Source organism: Acinetobacter sp. ANC 4910 (assembly GCF_004331035.1).
Lineage (GTDB): Bacteria > Pseudomonadota > Gammaproteobacteria > Pseudomonadales > Moraxellaceae > Acinetobacter.
The window spans coordinates 1-17998 of record NZ_SJNT01000001.1; the positions used below are offsets into that span (position 1 = coordinate 1).

Genomic DNA, 17998 nt, shown 5'->3' on the forward strand with positions numbered 1-17998 from the left:
ATTGAACATGTATTTGGTGTACTCAAGACCTTMAAAATACTTTCAGAGCGCTATCGAAATAGAGGGAAAAGGCTCGGTTTAAGATTCAATTTAATTGCTGGAATTTACAACTTAGAATTGAATGAAAAATGAGTTATGAAAGAGATCTAATGGTAGCCAAATAAATATAAAATTAAAACAACTAAATTTTTGTAATTCTGCTTTGGTTTCTCATAGAGTGTAGAAACCCCTCTAAATTGCTTAAATATTACACATATATTCTCAACTAAGTATCTGATTTTATATGATTATCAATCTATATAGTTATTGTTCGATGATGAACAACATCTGAAAAAACGCAATAAAATAGAAATTTTATTCAGCTTGCTGAAAGAGACTTACAATCTAGTGACAACTAGAGCTAGAAGTGTTGCAGGCTATTTAGTTGGTATTTATGCATCTTTATGTGCTTATCAAATATGTCATCAAAATAAGCCGATGATTCGGGTTATGGAAATATCGGCTTAAGCAGGATTCGGGGTAATATAAGTAATCTATTAATATTACATAAATTAATATATTTATTTTATGATAAAATTTGAATTTAGTCGGTTCAAAGTATATTTTACTCATATTGCATCTTTACAATAAATTAATTTTCTTGTGTTTAATTTGAGGAATCTAAGAGATTAAAAAGAGTTTCATGCTTACTTAAATTAAAGCTCTCTAATATTCCACCAAGGAATTCAACAACGGAACAGGCTTCAGGTGAAGCGATTAAAACATTAAATGGTTTAACATTATAGTAAATATCAGTTATATGTCCAAAGGCATCTATAAATACAACATCAATATTATAATGCATGCCAATTGTATGAACTGACCGACATTGCGTAATTAACAAACATTGACGATTATTTAATTTTTCCCGGAATAATAGTCCAGCAGCCCTAGAAAAAAAGTTCCTAGCAAATACAATTTCAAATTTTTCACCACTCTGATTTAAATACATATTAACCAAACGCATCCTTCATCATGATATAAAGTGGGAAACCAATAACAATAAATGTACATGGGAAAATAAAAGCGACTAACGGAAAAAGCATTTTTACAGGAGCTTCCAATGCCAACTTCTCGGCACGTAGAAAACGTTCAACTCGCCTCTGTTCTGCTTGACCGCGCAGTATTGGTCCAAGGTTCATCCCCATATTTTCGGCTTGAATAATAGCTGATACCAAGTTCTGTACAGAGGGTTGATCTACACGCTGTGTCATATTTCGTAGAGCATCATTTTTTGGAATACCCTTCCGTATATCAGCAAGTACCCTCGAAAACTCATTACGTGTTGGACTTTTAACTGCCTTAGTAACAGCTTGATCCAAGGCATTAATGAGAGTAAGACCTGCTTCTACACATAAAACAATGATATCTAAAAAAAATGGTATTTCTTTGAGAATAATATTTTCTCTTTTTTTCTTTTGGTTTTTTAACCAAAGTACAGGATAAATCAATCCATAAAGCCCAAATGCAGCGCTATATATGAGTTCCACACCAGACAAATATAATATAACTAATGAGAGTAGTGTAAATACAAAACTAAAAACTATCTGTGATGCTATAATCTCACTTGGTTTAAAGACATAATCATAACCAGCATAAATAATTTTTTTTCTCAAATTGTCTTCCATTTTTTTTGATATAAAAGGCTTAATATAGAATGAGACTGCTTTTATCAACCCCCATAGAATATAAAAAAGAAATGGAGGCTTATCCAAATATTCCCTATCATCATAGGGTACTGCATAGATAAAACTAAAAATTTGCCAACAAAGGAAAGAGATAACTCCACCTAAGCCAAGAAAACAAGCATATAAAATTAGATCATTCATGTTATACATCTATATCTACAATTTTTCGAATAAAAATCATGCCAAACACCTCAAATATTAGGATTCCTGTTAAAGCAATCCATCCTGCAGGTGTGGACCATAATTTATCCATTGCCTCAGGTTCCATTTGACACAACACAAAAATCAAAGCAATGGGCATTAATCCAACTACCCAAGCCTGCATTTTTCCTTGTGCAGTTAGGGCTTTGATTTTTCCTTCTGATTGGTTAATTTGGCGTAAGGTTTCTGCAGCCTTGGTCAGAGTCTCAGCTAACTCTCCACCTGTTTCGAGTGCGATTCGAATACTTGTGGTCATTAACACTACTGCATTTATTGGCATACGTTTTTGAAAATTTAGCAGCGCATCACTCAAAGGTCGCCCAACCTTCTGCTCTTTAATAATGAATGCAATTTCATTTTTTAATGGAGGTAAACATTCATTTGTAAGCTGGAATAATGCCGTACTCAAGCTTGCGCCTGAGCGAAGTCCACCTGCTATCAACATAAGTGCATCGGGTAACTGTTGCTCAATTTTTTCAAGCTGTTGTTTTTTAAATCTCTTAATAATTATAAAAGGTAAAATTGCTAAAAAAATTGCAGCAAAGATATAAAGTACACTGAACTTAAAAAGGAAAAAAATTGCAGCAAAAATTATAATTAACAATATGAAATAAAGAAAAAGAATCTTCTTTAAATTTAAGAATACATAACTTAAGTTCAGTTGTTCTTCTAGCTTAGACGTTTTTCTCAGGAAAACAGAAGTGATACCATCTGAAACTATCAGATAGTAGGTCAAAAAAACAATAACGGCAGCGATTAAAATTAAATAAATATACATTTATAACCCATTGCTTTGAAATTTAGAGATATCGATTTTGTATCCAGACTCTTTTAATTCTTGTAAAAAAGTTGGGATCAGTCCTGTTGCTCCAAACAGCCCTTTGGTTTTTTGCGATTCAGCATCTAGCCCAGTTTTCTCAAATTTATAAATATCTTGAAGTTGTATTTTTCCACTCTCAATTCCAGTAACTTCAGTGATATAAGTGATTTTTCGAGAACCACATGAAAACCGAGACTGTTGAATCAAAATATCTACAGCAGATGCAATTTGTTCACGAATCGCATTCAAGGGTAAATCCATCCCTGCCATCATAATCATTGTTTCTAAACGAGCAATTGCATCACGAGGTGTATTGGCATGTAATGTCGAGAGTGAACCTTCATGGCCAGTATTCATTGCTTGTAACATGTCCAAGGCTTCTGGACCACGACACTCACCAATCACAATTCTGTCAGGTCGCATACGTAATGAGTTTTTGACTAGATCTCGAATATGAATCGCTCCTTTGCCTTCATTATTGCCAGGACGAGCTTCTAATGAAATAAGATGATCATGGTCAAGTTTTAGCTCTGCTGCATCCTCAATCGTAATTACACGTTCACCATGCGGAATGAAACTAGCAAGGACATTTAATAATGTCGTTTTTCCTGAGCCCGTTCCTCCAGAAATAAGGATATTCTTTTTCGCAGCCACACATAGCTTTAAAAAAGCAGCCATGTCATCGTCAAGACTAAAATAACCAACCAAGTCCTCAATCAAAATACGTTTTTCAGGGAATTTACGAATCGTAATCGTAGGCCCTTTAATTGCAAGCGGAGGGATAATCGCATTTACACGAGATCCATCCTTAAGTCTTGCATCAACCATCGGTGAGCTTTCATCAATTCGTCGTCCTAAAGGAGTTACAATTCTTTCAATTACATCTAAAATTGCCTTATTACTGGTAAACTCCAAATCACTTTTTACAATTTTTCCAGACTGTTCTATAAAGATTTCGTCCTTGGCATTCACCATGATTTCCGTTACTTGTGGATTACTCAGTAGTTCCTCAAGTGGGCCTAGTCCAATTGCTTCATTGATAATCTTCTGTTTCAATCTATCAATATTCAATATCTGTGGTAAATCACCATCAATATCAAATAAAACCTGATCTAAACTGGTCAAAGTCTCTTGCTTAAGCTCTTCTGGCGTCATAGCATTAATATCCTTGCGCCGAAGATCCATTTGCTTAACTAATTTTTCTCGAAGAATCTGAATCCATTCCACTTCAAGATTTTTATAGGTTTTGGAGTTATATGGTATATTGGTAATTTGAGTGCTATAGACAGCCTGATCTTCTGGAACATCCTTTAAATTATCCAATACTCGGTGATCTATGGATTCAAGATTAACAACTTTTATATCGCTTTTTTCGACATCATCTTCTAATAAATGAATGGTATAGCCACCAACAACAATACTATCCTCTTGGAGATTAATTGGCCCATAGAAGTCAACCTTGCGATTGTTAACCACAGTGCCATTCGCACCACGATTTAAATCTTCTACGACATAACCACCACTCAATTTTTTAATTGAGCAATGCTGGTCAGCAATAAACCATCCTTTTAATTGCAAATCACAATTCTTGGATTTCCCAATGAGAATTTCTGATTTTTCAAATGCCAGTATCGACTCTTGATTCTTATTTTTTATTTTCAGTTTCATCAGTCTGCTCATCTTTTAATTTATAGTCATTTGGTATCATTAACCCTGAACCTAATTCAGATTTCACAACACCATCAGCATCACGACCAATTCCACCCATCTTCATTTCAAATTCATTTTCATATACATAAGGTGTCACGAAAAAGACCAACTCATTTTGCTTAATTCGATTAGATTTACTTTTAAATAAATTACCTAATAATGGAATTTTACCTAATCCTGGGACTGCACTTTCTCCCCCATTTTTCTCCGCCCCAACTAATCCGCTAAGGACTAATGTTTGTCCTTGACCAACAACAAATTCAGTTTCTGTTCTTCTTGTTAAAAAACCTGGTACTCCAGAAACTTGCACCGACTGATCAATCGTACTCACTTCTGCTAAAATTTTAGCAACGATTCCATCATTCGAAATGGTTGGATTAATATCTAACTTAATACCGTAATCTTTAAACTCTATAGATGGAGTACCAGTTGCACCAGAAGATTGATAAGGGATTTGTCCACCTGAAAGGAACATCGCATTCCCCCCATTTTTACAAGACAACAACGGACGGGCAATAATTTTAGCTGTTCCATTCTCCTGCAACAAATTAATTTTACTATCAATAAAACTTGCTAAACCGAAATATGTTTGAAATGGACTAATCTTTGCTAGAGGTGCTATCTGCTCTGCCAAAGAGTGATTTGAACCTGTAAAAATATCACTACGTTTAAAATCACCTAGCAACCCAAATTTTGGCCCGTCAACTGATGCAGCGTTCCACTTAATCCCAATTTCTTTGGTTGAAGATGTAGATATCTCAACAATTCGAACATCCAAGTAAATCATTTTTTGTTTTTCTTGAAGGTTATTTTCCTTTGTCTTCGCTAAGTTAACTACATTTTTAAAAAGTGAGGCATAGCTATCTACTCGTTCTTTTTCTTCAAGCGTTAAATCTTTACCCTGTAATACGACATTATCACCCACCAACTGTATAGATAACTTTGATATATCTCTTAACGCGACCTGTAAATCTTCAAGTGTCTTCTTTACATTACTAGGATAAACATGAACTTCTGATGTAAAGTAACGATTACCATTCCAAACCTTTAACGTTGTGTCACCAGCAGCCACGCCTGTTAAAGCAATACCTTTGTTTCCTACTTTTTTAGCTTTAACGATTTGGTCATTTCCAATCACCACATCTGTAACAGTAGAGTCATTCAAATAAATCGTTTCACCAATGTAAAGCTGATCTGACATCGCATGAGAATTAGCTGTAATTAAGCACATAAGTAAAGATAGATAAGCTATTCTTAGATTACGATAACCAACAAATTTATTCATCTTTATTTCCATAAATAATATTAAAACCTGAATGACTGCTATTTGTTTTATTTTCAGACCTTATTTCTGGTCTAATTGTTGGCATTGAAGTTAGTTGAACACTTTTACTTGCTTGCTCTTTTTGAGTATTAATAAGCCGTATAAAACTACTGGTATCACTCATGACTTGATCATCAGGATTTCTTAATATCGCCGAAATTCGGCCCATGCTTGCAGCTAATGTAATATTTTTTGCATCATCAGCACTTACATCTAAAGTAATATTGGTATATCCAGTACTATCGCTCACCTCATCACTTACGTCTGTTTGCTTACCTGTTGCTAAAATCTTTACACCTTGCATTAATGGCACTGTGGCTGTTTTCTCAGCGCTTTGAAGTGTTACCATTAAATCGATTAAGTCTCCTGGTTTAAGCATCGTAGAAATTGAGCTTTCATCATCAACAGGAATCGTTAATGCTCTTCTTCCTGGAGAAATAAGTTTTGCTATATCCTTCTTTGCATCAACCATGGAATACATAACAATATCGCCTGGTTTTAAATCAACCTTTAATGGCAATCCATCAATTGAATCAAAATCGGTAGCCAATACTGCGTTAGACTGTTGATAATCAGATGGTATATTCCTTTGCGAAACGGTATCTGCCGAAATCAAACTACCAGCTAAAAGTTCTTTACTTGCAACAACATATGTAACTTCAGGACCTTTTTGCGTCATGCTCTCTACTTTGTGGTCAAAAGCTGTTTTAAAACCCCAAATACTTAATACTCCAACTAAAATTGAAACAACAAGTGCCACAAACTTTTTATTAATATTAGATAGATTCATTATGGAATTGCATCCATATTCAAAATTGTCGCATTAAATTTATTCATAAATAACTCATATGCATTTTTAAACATCAAAAATAGACTTCCGTCACCAAATATACCCTTACCAGCAATAAGAATAATTAAAACAAAAATCAAGCAAATCAAATATTCTGTTGTTGCATTTCCATTTAACCTATTTCTCATTTAAATTACTCTTTCTAACATTAACAATAACTAATGTACCTATAGATTTTCGAATATCAAAGATCAAGTTGAGCTCATAACCATTACCTAAATCAAAATATGAAAAAGCATCATTGACATCGCTATTTTTAGATTTTTTTTTCAATTGACTAATTAAACCCTGGTAATCCATTCGCTTAAAGTTTTTAAATACCATCGTTCTATTAATTTCACCATAGTCTTCACTTTGAAAGTCTGTTGTTGCTTTTTTAATCTTTATATAATCAGGTAATTGTAATAATTTATACTTAGCTTTTGAAGGACATACTACTCTGCCAGAAAATGACTGTTGATTGGATGAAAAAACTTGAATCGTTGTTCCACCATTTTCAGCAATATAGAAAAGAGAACCTTGTTTAGAAAACCTGATATTTTTCTTATCCAAAGACTTCATATAACATTCTAAACTACATAAAGGTGACATCAGCTCGTACATCTGGATAGGTGATCCATTCAAAATGGTATTTTTACCAATTTGAACTACTTGCATATTTCTCTCTTTTAACGTATTAACAAGACAAGCCTTTACATATGAAGTTTGAAATAAAAAAATAATAAAAACGTATGCTAATTTTTTTTTATGTATCATTTTAAAGTCGCTTTACGATCATTAGGAACGACTTCCATTTTATAAATACCATCGTTCTGAATCTTTTTCTCAAATCCCATAGAAGCAACAGCTACATTGTAAACTTTATTAATATTTACCTGAACAAGCTCATAAGGTTTCAAATATACAGATTTTTTTACAGTCGTTTTTATTTCATCTGATTTATTAGCAGCCCAATTATTTCTTAATGTTCCTGCTGAACTCTTAATATCAAATGACTGTGCAAGTGGAAAGTCCCGAATACCTGTAACAAAATTTACCGGAACGGACACTTCAACTGTATATTGGCCATTGGACTTTAAGCTCTTGAATGGTTTTGCAGCAACATCCAAAGGATCTGCGCCTAAGGTCTTGGTATATTTTTCCTTTGTTTGTCTTGCTGTAACCTGCACTGAATCCCAATGAACCAAAGAATTTCCAGACATATCCTGATCTGCTGCATCATCACAATCTGCATTACGCTCACTCAAAACATCCGCGCCAGTTCGTGCAAAGAAACGCTGCCCAACTTCTCGTGAAAGCGTCTCTTGATCATTGAGATTGATGCCTTTATTAATACGCCATGCAACATAATCTGCTGCCTGCTCTGTTTTTAACTTAATAGTTGCAAGTTTAGAAACCATAGGAATTGCAATTAACAGCATACTCAAAACGACTGCTGCAATAGCAAATTCAGCAATAGATTGTCCTTTTCGATTTTTAATCATATTCAATTCACCAATGCTGCTTCTGTGTTGACTAAGGTTCTTTCTGCAGCATTCATATCATCAGATAATCTTGTTTTCCAATATGGACTAAACAAAGAACCATGCTCATGATTGATCTGATTCCCCGAAACTTCTAATTCCCATGGACGCTGAAAATATACTTCTGCTTGACTAATTGCTTGCATATCACCATTGCTCAGCCCGCCCCGTTCTAAGGTGTCGTAATTATCTAATACACTAAAATCTTTACCCATTCTTAGGTTTGAATTTCGATTTGTAGTGATCAACTTATTGCGAGATTTTTTTACAGAAACCACTAAAGGAAATATATTTTCTTTATTATTTAAATCTCTTAACTCATAAAATTTAGGAATACCTACACCAGTAATTTCACCACCATTATTTCTAACATCCCATTGCGGTGTGTTTCTTTCAGCATATCCCCTAGATCTCGGATTTGTAGAGCTAGCGCCACCATAACTACCAGAATTAGAAGCTTTATCTCGTCCTAATTGACTACCTAACGCACTTCCCCAACCAATTGGAATTTCATCATGTTTATTTCGCACTTTAAATCTTTTAATCGTTTTATAGTAATGATGAATAGCTAAGGTATCGACACCTTTCCACTCGTCTAACTGTACTAACTCTGTCCCACCAGCTTTATGAATACGATATTCATTCCACCCTCCAGGAGCTAAAACAAGTTTAGGGAAAATGTCATTTTTACTGCGATTGGTAATAAATGGATCTGCTGAACTTATAACAACTTCAGCCATCCGCTGCCGCTCTTGGGCTGTATATTGTTTAATAATTTGAGCTGGAAATTTAGAGGCACTTGCGATAAGCCGAATATTATAATCTGAACTATTAGTTTTAGCTAAACTACCAAACTCTTTTGGTGAATTCAAAATTGTTGCATTACTAACAAGATTCAAACTCTCCTGAGCTATTTCTAAAGCCTTAACTTCTATACCATAACCTTTGATGTAATAACCTAAAGAATCAGCAAAATAGTTTAAACCTGTGCCAATATTTGAGAAGACTGCACTTACAGGGGGAAACCATGAGGTTGCACGACTAATATTAGTAGATGTTTGTGCCGCATATTTTGACCATGAAGCAGTGCTAACACCTTGAGCAATTGCCAACTGATTTGCAATTTGTGTTCTATTTATATAAGCATTAAGGTTTAACAATCGTGCTTGTCGAGTTGCTGTTGCATAAGCAGATTGATCGGCAAGCATTTTAGCCTGCTGTCTTTCTGATAGTAATTGAGAACTATTGAAGATATAGAAAATTGTCAACATTAATATTAAAGTCATAACCAACATCAACAAAGTTGATTGCCCAAATCGATACCTCATTTCGCCTCTCACAATAGAAATTGGTCACTTTTTAACTAAAAATTTTATAAGTAATAAATAGTTTTTTATAAATACTTTTTCATAAGATTTATTTTTGCTTACTTAATAGATATCACGCCAACCTTCTCTCAAAGAAGGTTGGCTGATCGATTATATTAATTTTTTATTTATTAAAGATAAATTAACTATTTTTGCTGCTCATAAGTACCTAATTTTTTATCTACAGTTCCTTCTGTTGTAGCCTTATTAGCATTAGCTGTAGCTTGTGTACGACCTGTAGCGGAAGATTGCCCCCCTAATTCAGCAGCAGCAACAGCAACTTGAGAACGAGCTGTATTACCGTAGTAACGAAACACACCAATTGCAGCAATTGCAATTAATGCAACGATAATAATGTATTCGGTCATACCCTGACCTTGGATACGCTTTGGTTTTAATTGCATCGACATTTCAAAAATATCCATCAAACAACTCTCATAATAAAATAGTTTTCTTCTAAAGATTTTGTAACAATATATGTTTTCTTGTTTACGTGATTATAATATACTTTCTCGCATTCAAAAAACAACTATTTTGTCCAGAAAAAAGGGTAAATAAAAAATGAAAAATAATACAGAGGCAGGAGTTTCGCTTACTGAGTTTATTATTATTGCGCCTTTACTCTTATTTATAGGTCTTGTAGGTATCCAATATGGTCTGATCTATATAGCACGTTTAAATGTAACTTATGCTGCATATGAAGCCGCTAGAGCTGGTGCGATTTATAATGCAGATCCAGCAAGAATTCAGAATGCTTTTTTTAAGGGTTTGGTCCCTTATTTTGCAACTCCGGGAATTTACTTACCTGGTAACACACATATTAAAAGCACAATCACCAGCAAAAACCCCAATTTACCTCAATTAACACTACAAGGTTTAGCCTTAAAAGAAATAATAAAAAAATCTGAATCAGCTTTTATCCATATTCATATGATTAACCCATCGAAAGCATCATTTGATGATTGGAATGATCTGACCTTAGCAAAAGCTTATCGTATTAAAACAGGACAAAATGTACGGATTATTTCAAATGATAATTTAGATACTAAACCCCGTACAATTAAAGCTAAATCTAAACAAAATATCCAAGATGCAAATGTTTTAAAATTACGCTTTGTATATGGTTACGAACCACGTATTCCTTTAATGAAAAGTGTCTTCAGCTCTTTGACAGCCTTCTTTTCCAGTGACCGAGATGCGGCAAATATTCGTATGCTTGCTGCAGGTCGGATACCTATCGTGGTAGATATTTCATCGCAAATGTTAAGCCCACCTATTGAAGGTGGTTTACCTACAAATACGGTTAATCGAAATGGCTATATCGTGGGTGAAGGTTTAATCGACCGCCTTTCAGAAAACCAAGCAATGCAGTGGCAAGTTGGCCAAAAGAAAAATGATCTTTTAGATGGAATTCAAGACTCTGCAGAACAATCCTTAATTTCTAATTTTGAAAATGACGTTACCAATTTCAATAGTATTTCAGATATTGGCTCCCAACTTGCTGGTGGACTTTTAGGAAATAACTCACCAACTGGACATACAGGAACTTCTACCAATAGCATTATTGGTGATACAAATAATTTGGTCAGTTGTAGTTCAGGTCAAGTCATTACTAATTTTTATTAATTTATACTTTAAAAGAACCCAAATATGAAAAATACAATTCTCAAAGTAGGGTTATTTAACCTTGGGCTTACCGTTTTAGGATTAAATTCAACATTAACTCAGGCTGGAATTGTTGACTTTAGCAAATGTAGTTTAAACTCATCATTCGCAATTGTTACCCAAAGCGAAGGCCCAACTTATGCTTGTGGTGGTCTTGACACTGGGGTTGGGAATCCAATCAATGTCCTTAACGGTAATAAATTTGAGGCCATTAATGACTTTAAAGAACTTCCAGCATTCAAAGGTCTTTCTTTCTCTAGATTTTATAACAGTCAAAGTCATGCAGATACAGCACTAGGTTATGGTTGGTATAGCTCTTTTGATATTAAACTTTATGAACAACCAGATATCATACAAATACGTTTAGAGTCTGGGCAGCGCATCAACTTTAAGAAGAATAAAATTCCTCTTGGCAATAATCAATTTATCATTCGAGCATTGCCACTAAATCCAAATGATGGCTGGATTGAAAAAAAAATAGATGGTTCAGCATGGGTTTGGCATAAAACACAAACTGGACAGGAATACTTTTTCCAATATTTAGGGGGGCAAGATCCTAGTCTTGCACACATTACCAAAATTTCAGCTTCAACAAATAATGATACAAATAACCCTACTCTAAATTTTTCTTTTTTTTATGATCAACAGCAACGTTTAGTTGCAGTTAAAAATGGTCAGGGACAACAACTTTCTATTCAGCATACAACAACACGTTTTGGCTTACCTCAAATTACTGTGATCACTCCTATTGGTAAGTATTATTATTTCCTCGACCGGAATCACAATCTGGCTCAAGTAGTCTACCCTGATGGTCGTCGTTTTAAATATGTTTATGACCCTAAGTTTCAGGGCGGTGATATTCATAACCTGACCTCAAAATGGCAGTTTAATCAGTCTCAAAAAAAGTTTAAGTTAATTTCTCAGTGGCAATACGACAATCAAGATCGGGCAATTTTAAGCCAACATGCCAATGATGTGGAAAAGGTATCAATCCAATATGATGCCAGAACCCATCAGAATATGCCGGCAACTTATGCAGGAAACAAACCAGTATTTAAGAATATTGTAACTAACAGTCTGGGGCAAACAACAACTTATTCTTATCAGATTGATGGTACTCAATTTCATTTACTAGAAAGTTTTGGAGCTGGTTGTAGTAGTTGTGGTGAAGTCAATAAACGATATCGTTTTAATGCTCAAGGACTAGTTAATTATGCTGCTGATCTCAATTCAACAGGTAAAATTATTCGGGCGATTGACCTGAAATATAATGATCTGGGAGAAGTCATTGCGAAAACTGTATCGGGTGTCGGTTTAACATCTCAGACCACAACATATGAGTATGAATCTTATTCGATTCCGCAAGGAGATCGCCTACCGTTACCGAATCCTCTGCTCACTCAATTCGATCAACAAGACTTCCGTCATTTAAAAGCTGAGTCACATCCGAGTGTTGTGTCTGGAAAGCAATATCGAAAAAACTATACTTATAATCAAAACAATCAACTGATCTCTGTTAAGGAAACAGGATTCTCGCCTTTAGGTGAAACTTTAGTTCGAGAAACTCGTTTTGGCTATGATGCTCAAGGTCGTTTGAGCTGGGAGGATGGTCCTCTGCCTAATGGGAAAACTAATTCGCCTAAAGATAGTGATGTTCGTATTTTTCAATATAATAATGCTGGTCAGTTACAAAGTCTTGAATTACCGGGTCAACAGAAAATTCAAGTCCTATCATTCGACCCTCTCAATCGCCCTAAAGATGTCAAGATTACCGACGGAAGTCGATCTGTTCAAATTGATTTAAGTTATTACAATTCAGGTTTAGAGGTGTCAAAATATGTTTATCATTCAGATAATCAAACTCATAGTATAGAAAACTATTTTGATGAATATGGGCAACTTATTTCAACAATAAATGGTTTACAACAAACTAATTTCGATTATGACGATATCGGTCGCCTGATTAAAACTCAAAATCCGAATGGTTTAACTCATACAAGACAATACAATTCTGAAAATATTGTAACAAATGAAATAACAACAGACCAATATGGAAAGTTAATTCAGAGTCTCGGCCATAAATTTAATGTTAGTAACGATACCATTTCTGTAGAGGCCACTGATACATTAGGTTTGCTCTCCAAAACTTTTCAATCAGGGATGTTTATAGAGCAACAAGATGCCTTAAAGCGCCGTTTCATTCAACAAGTTGATGGTCTTGGTCGTGCTGTCTCGTCACAACTTGAAAACCCAAATAACCAGCTTATTAGCTCAACAAACTCTTCTTTTAAAAAAGGACATGCATCACAGTACTCTGCTGGTTTACAACAGAATAAATGGATGGATGACTTTGGAAGAACAATAGCAACCCAGTCTCCTGGAACAGGAGTAAAATTATATCGCTTTAACGAGGTAGACTTAGCAGTAGAAATAATTGATGAGAAAGGTCTTATTCAAAAAAATAAGTATGATTATGCACATCGTCTAATTGAATCTTCAATTAAAAATCCTCAAACACAAGCTGAAACTATAATTCAAAAAACTGAATTTGATGGTTCAAAACCAATTCGCCAGACTAGTCAAGATGAAGTACAACTTTGGCAATATGCACAAGATGGTAAGTTACTCCACCATACAACAGCTCAGCTCGATGCATCTCCAGGTAACAAACGTATTCAAACGATTAACTTTATTACTCAACCACAACAACTTAATAAAATTGATCATCTTTTATTTGAAAAAAAGGAAAATAAAGACCTACCAATAAGTTCATGGTCTGAAGATTATGAATATGATAAAAATGGTTTACTGAGTAAAGAAATACGTCGTGATTTAACCATTCACTATGACCGAGATACTTTAGGTAAAATTACGTCTTTACAGTTAACCAAAAATGGAAAGACAGCCTCTGTTGATCAAATTCAATGGAGTAGCACTGGACAATTGACCCACTACCGTTTGTCATCAAATCAACAGTTGTGGCGTACTTATGATAGCCGTGGTCGTTTGATTCAACAACGTTGGTATAGTCCTAGACCACAATCTTATTGGGGACGTTTGATTGTAAAAATAAAATACCAATGGTTAGGTCAAAATTTACCTGAATCAGAAATTCAAACTTCAAATTATGTGTATGATCAAGCTAATCGTTTAATTTATAGCAATGAATCTGGACATCAATTTTATCAATATGATGATAAAGATCAATTAATTGCTGTATGGAATAAGAACACCCAGACTAAGCGCGGAAGCTCATGGTATCCAGTCCAAGTTTATGCGTATGATGCTCAAGGCAATCGTCATCTACAATGGCAAAAAGCTGAAAAACAAAACCCTGAAACCATTAACCTTTACCGTTATGGTAAAAACGGAGATGCATCAGTACAGTTATTAGGCGTTTCTCAGCATATTGTTAATCAAGGTGAAATGAAGCCTGGTCAATTAACTCGTATAGCTGCTTACACTCCTGCCGGTCAACCCCATATTTGGTGGCAAGCAGAGCCTCAAGAAGTAAATACTGTTTTAGATTATGTTCCTTCTGCAAATAACGGTGCCCCACTATGGGATACGTCATCTACTTCTTGGCGTGGAACAAATGATCAGAATCATAATGTATCAATAGATCAACAGTTCAATCAACAAGGTTTAATTTCTAAACGAGTTGTGGCGTTTAATACCCGAAATCAACAACGTGAGTTTTCTCAACGTAATGGTTATGTGAATGGTATTCGTATGTGGGAACAGCAGCGTTTACGTATGCCCAATGAAACAATCTCAGATATTCATGCCCCAGAAATACAAGATGTTGTCGTTGATCGTGATTATGTAATACTCGCAGGTTTACCCGTGATGCAGTTTAGTCAAATTTCAACTCAAAAACAGAATGAGCAATTAGATACATCTTCTGCTTCTTTTAATGCAGTTCAATTCAATCGCATTGGTGCCCCAGTAAAAGTATACGATGAAGCTAACACTGCCCGTTGGCAAACAGACTATTCGCCATTTGGTGAACGTCTAAATACGGTTAGTACGCATAATAACGAAGCAAAGTTAATCCGTGTTGCAGATCATTTACCTATTTCCCAGTCTATAGATGATCTACGTTATACGATATCGATTCGTCTACCAGGGCAGAATGAAGATCCGATTACTGGATTATATGACAATGGCTATCGTCAGTATGACCCAACTGTAGGGCGATATTTAACACCAGATCCGATGGGTACAGTTGACGGTTTAAATCCTTATTTGTATGTGGGAAATAATCCGTTAAATAAAGTTGATCCTTATGGGCTATATCAAACCGATATGCATTATTACATGACTTACTTCTTAGCAATTACTGCTGGGATTGATTCTGATAATGCAAGACGTATTGCGTTGGCAACTCAGTTTGTAGACACAAATGATAATACAAGCCCTTATGATGATGAGGCAGGAGCAGGAAAAAGCCTTTACAATAATTTTACGACAGAAAGATTAGAATACTATCATTTTACCAATAATAGATTTGCAAATAATCAACCTTTGCAAGGCATGGAACTCGGCAGTTGGGATTTAGAGAAACCTAAAGGTATGTCAGATGCCGATTATCTAAAATGGCGCCTGACATCAAATTTAAATAATATCCCACAACTTGAAGCATTAACTCGAAATTACAATAGAGCAGCGAGATGTGGAAATCTAAACCTAAGCATGCAGTTCTTTGGAGAATATTTACATGCATTTGAGGATACTTTTGCACATCGTGATCAGAATAATGATCCATTTGGTGTAAATGCTGGTGCTGGTCATGGAACACATGGTTCACATCCTGACTATACTTTCAATCATTATGGACAATTTGAGATTCCAGGAAATTTAGTTGGCTATGGAAATTGGACTGTTAATGAAACTCGATCTATCCTTGAACAAGAACAAGTGTATAAAAAATTGGTTGAATACCGGAATACGGTTTTAAAAATGCCTGCGAGTGAAGTTAAAGCAGTACCTTGGAATGAGCTGAAAAGCTATTTAGCCATTTATAATGCAATACCAGAAAAATTAGATTATGAAGCTGAAGTCGGTTCATTAGATAGTATCGATGAGAAAATAACTTATTTACAAGATTTATTAAATGGGAAATCGACCTCCCAAAAAATCTATGTCTATGATGCTAGTAAAAAAGATAATCTAAATACTAAGGAAACCAAGTCATTTAATACCTCTTGGGGGTATAAACCTAAAAATAAAGATAGTTTTCAATTGCTTGATAAACTTTTAATTAATGGTGTTGATAATGGAAATAAAAAAGCTGGAGCTGATGGCTATTCAATCCCCCAAGCCATTACCAACCGTATTAAAGTATTTAAAGACCTAACTAAAGAGCAAAAAGATAAATATGACCATTTGATCTGGGATACATCTGTCTCTAAGTACAAATCCAAAGATGGAGAGAATGCCGATATTGTTAAAGCAGTTCAAGGTTATAAACTAACGGTAAGAACCAGTGGCATTGCTTTGAGCGCCAGCCCATTCTTGATCAATGGCACTGCACCTGTTAAATAAAAGAGGAGAAGTACAATGAAAAAATATTTAATCGTCATTAGTTGTTTAAGCATTTCTGCTTATTCTATAGCAAAAGAAAGACCAGAATTGGAATATCAATTTCCCAATTGTGGTATTAGTCTACTAAATGGGAAAACAATCAACAAAGTTTGTGCAACAAGAGATTTTATAGCTCCAGAACCCAGAAAAAGAAAACGTGACTGGTTAGCCTTTCTAGCTGCTGAAGGGAGCAGCGGCTATAAAGGTCCAAGAGACCCTGTGGGCGGTATTCTACACTTTGAGAATAAAGAACTGGACATGCAAGGTTATGTCTGGGATTTTTCTAAACAAGAGAATCCAAGTTTGGTTTTAGAGGGTCATGACAGTGTCATTAAAAAAGGAGTCATTTTGAATGCCTATTTATCTTTAGGTTCAAATGAATATTTGCCACCAAATTTTTCAGATGAAAGAAAAATAACCAATCAGTCTAATTTATATGCAAAAATAACAGGTTCAAATAATAGAATTGAAAATTTCACTATTAGCAATTTAAAAACGCAAAGTCGAGGAGTAACATTAAACTCTTGGGGAGGAGGCGTAGATAGCTCAGTTCTTATATTAAAAAATAACATCAATATTCAAGGCTCGAAGACGAATATAAAAAACAATGTATTAATTTCAGAAGCTAAGATTGCTCAGGATAGATCCGTATTTTCCCTAAATAAAATTAACAAAGCTATTTCACTTGATAGTTCTCAACAAATCTTCCCAGATAGAAGTTATGACCGTACAGCTATTCCCAACGTCCTTTACATCAAATTCTCCCCTGATACCGTTATTGATGGTAATACTTTTACCCTCACTCAAAAAAATGATCAAGCCTATGCCATCGTTTTAGACCACTCCCCTCATGTTCGAATCACAAATAACACTTTCAATGGCTTTAAAGTTCCAATTCTAATGGATCAATGGAGTTCTATTGTCGATGACAAAGGCAAGGAAATTAAACCAGAACAATTCACTGGTTATGGAAATATTATCAATCCAAATAAATTTGCAGGTCATGTGACGATGAATCGTAAAGGTGAGATTGTGAAAGAATAGGTTCTGTTGATATTTCATAATGGTAGCCAAATAAATATACAAACTAAAGCAACTGAATTTTCGTTGTTTTGCTTTAGTTTGTTATATCGTGTAGCAATTCCTCTAAATTGCTTGAGTCTTGCATATTATTCTCAATAAAAAACCCCACTCTAAAGTAGGGCTTTTTTAAACAATCTCAAAT

Annotated in this window: 14 protein-coding genes and 3 pseudogenes; 5 read left to right on the forward strand and 12 right to left on the reverse strand. The window is 34.8% G+C overall.

What is annotated here, in order from left to right; translation table 11 throughout:
* Positions 1 to 132 (forward strand): annotated as a pseudogene (locus tag E0H82_RS00005) (IS5/IS1182 family transposase); the annotation flags it as partial.
* A 171-nt stretch (positions 133 to 303) separates the two neighbouring features.
* Positions 304 to 507 (forward strand): annotated as a pseudogene (locus E0H82_RS16615) (IS982 family transposase); the annotation flags it as partial.
* Between the two features lie 139 nt (positions 508 to 646).
* Here the strand turns inward: E0H82_RS16615 and E0H82_RS00015 are convergent.
* The 11 genes from E0H82_RS00015 to E0H82_RS00065 form a co-directional block, all read right to left on the reverse strand.
* Entirely contained in the window at positions 647 to 1006 is a 360-nt protein-coding gene (locus E0H82_RS00015) for a DUF192 domain-containing protein (RefSeq protein WP_131262433.1), read from the reverse strand.
* Positions 993 to 1868: a type II secretion system F family protein gene (locus E0H82_RS00020; protein ID WP_131262434.1), complete on the reverse strand. Its 876-nt coding sequence runs from the start codon at positions 1866 to 1868 to the stop codon at positions 993 to 995. The genes E0H82_RS00015 and E0H82_RS00020 overlap by 14 nt, the downstream gene beginning before the upstream one ends.
* A gap of 1 nt (position 1869) precedes the next feature.
* Positions 1870 to 2706 (reverse strand): type II secretion system F family protein, encoded by an 837-nt coding sequence (locus E0H82_RS00025; RefSeq protein ID WP_131262435.1) that lies wholly within the window; start codon positions 2704 to 2706, stop codon positions 1870 to 1872.
* The gene (locus E0H82_RS00030) at positions 2707 to 4416 is read right to left on the reverse strand and encodes an ATPase, T2SS/T4P/T4SS family (protein WP_131262436.1); all 1710 of its coding nucleotides are present in this window, start codon (positions 4414 to 4416) and stop codon (positions 2707 to 2709) included.
* Entirely contained in the window at positions 4394 to 5743 is a 1350-nt protein-coding gene (locus tag E0H82_RS00035; RefSeq protein ID WP_131262437.1) for a type II and III secretion system protein family protein, read from the reverse strand. Before E0H82_RS00035 ends, E0H82_RS00030 begins: the two co-directional genes overlap by 23 nt.
* Positions 5736 to 6572: a Flp pilus assembly protein CpaB gene (gene cpaB, locus E0H82_RS00040; RefSeq protein WP_131262438.1), complete on the reverse strand. Its 837-nt coding sequence runs from the start codon at positions 6570 to 6572 to the stop codon at positions 5736 to 5738. Before cpaB ends, E0H82_RS00035 begins: the two co-directional genes overlap by 8 nt.
* A complete protein-coding gene (locus E0H82_RS00045; protein WP_131262439.1) occupies positions 6572 to 6760 on the reverse strand; it encodes a hypothetical protein in 189 nt (62 codons plus the stop codon). Before E0H82_RS00045 ends, cpaB begins: the two co-directional genes overlap by 1 nt.
* Entirely contained in the window at positions 6750 to 7289 is a 540-nt protein-coding gene (locus tag E0H82_RS00050; RefSeq protein WP_228258602.1) for a hypothetical protein, read from the reverse strand. Before E0H82_RS00050 ends, E0H82_RS00045 begins: the two co-directional genes overlap by 11 nt.
* A 95-nt stretch (positions 7290 to 7384) precedes the next feature.
* Positions 7385 to 8116 carry a TadE/TadG family type IV pilus assembly protein gene (locus E0H82_RS00055; RefSeq protein ID WP_131262441.1) on the reverse strand — a complete coding sequence of 244 codons (732 nt, stop codon included), beginning with the start codon at positions 8114 to 8116 and terminating at the stop codon, positions 7385 to 7387.
* Positions 8117 to 8118: 2 nt separating this feature from the next.
* Positions 8119 to 9483 carry a Tad domain-containing protein gene (locus E0H82_RS00060; RefSeq protein WP_131262442.1) on the reverse strand — a complete coding sequence of 455 codons (1365 nt, stop codon included), beginning with the start codon at positions 9481 to 9483 and terminating at the stop codon, positions 8119 to 8121.
* A gap of 185 nt (positions 9484 to 9668) precedes the next feature.
* Positions 9669 to 9932, reverse strand: a complete 264-nt coding sequence (locus E0H82_RS00065) for a hypothetical protein (protein WP_131262443.1) — start codon at positions 9930 to 9932, stop codon at positions 9669 to 9671.
* Between the two features lie 151 nt (positions 9933 to 10083).
* Here E0H82_RS00065 and E0H82_RS00070 point away from each other — a divergent pair, with 151 nt between their 5' ends.
* Genes E0H82_RS00070 through E0H82_RS00080 form a run of 3 tightly spaced genes read left to right on the forward strand, consistent with a single transcriptional unit; the run spans position 10084 to position 17817 of the window.
* Positions 10084 to 11148 (forward strand): TadE/TadG family type IV pilus assembly protein, encoded by a 1065-nt coding sequence (locus E0H82_RS00070; RefSeq protein WP_131262444.1) that lies wholly within the window; start codon positions 10084 to 10086, stop codon positions 11146 to 11148.
* Between the two features lie 24 nt (positions 11149 to 11172).
* Positions 11173 to 16734 carry a DUF6765 family protein gene (locus tag E0H82_RS16765; RefSeq protein WP_131262445.1) on the forward strand — a complete coding sequence of 1854 codons (5562 nt, stop codon included), beginning with the start codon at positions 11173 to 11175 and terminating at the stop codon, positions 16732 to 16734.
* 15 nt (positions 16735 to 16749) lie between these two features.
* Positions 16750 to 17817 carry a hypothetical protein gene (locus tag E0H82_RS00080; RefSeq protein WP_131262446.1) on the forward strand — a complete coding sequence of 356 codons (1068 nt, stop codon included), beginning with the start codon at positions 16750 to 16752 and terminating at the stop codon, positions 17815 to 17817.
* Positions 17818 to 17831: 14 nt separating this feature from the next.
* On the opposite strand, the pseudogene E0H82_RS00085 reads toward E0H82_RS00080, so the two are convergent.
* Positions 17832 to 17942 (reverse strand): annotated as a pseudogene (locus tag E0H82_RS00085) (IS5/IS1182 family transposase); the annotation flags it as partial.
* Positions 17943 to 17998 lie beyond the last annotated feature (56 nt).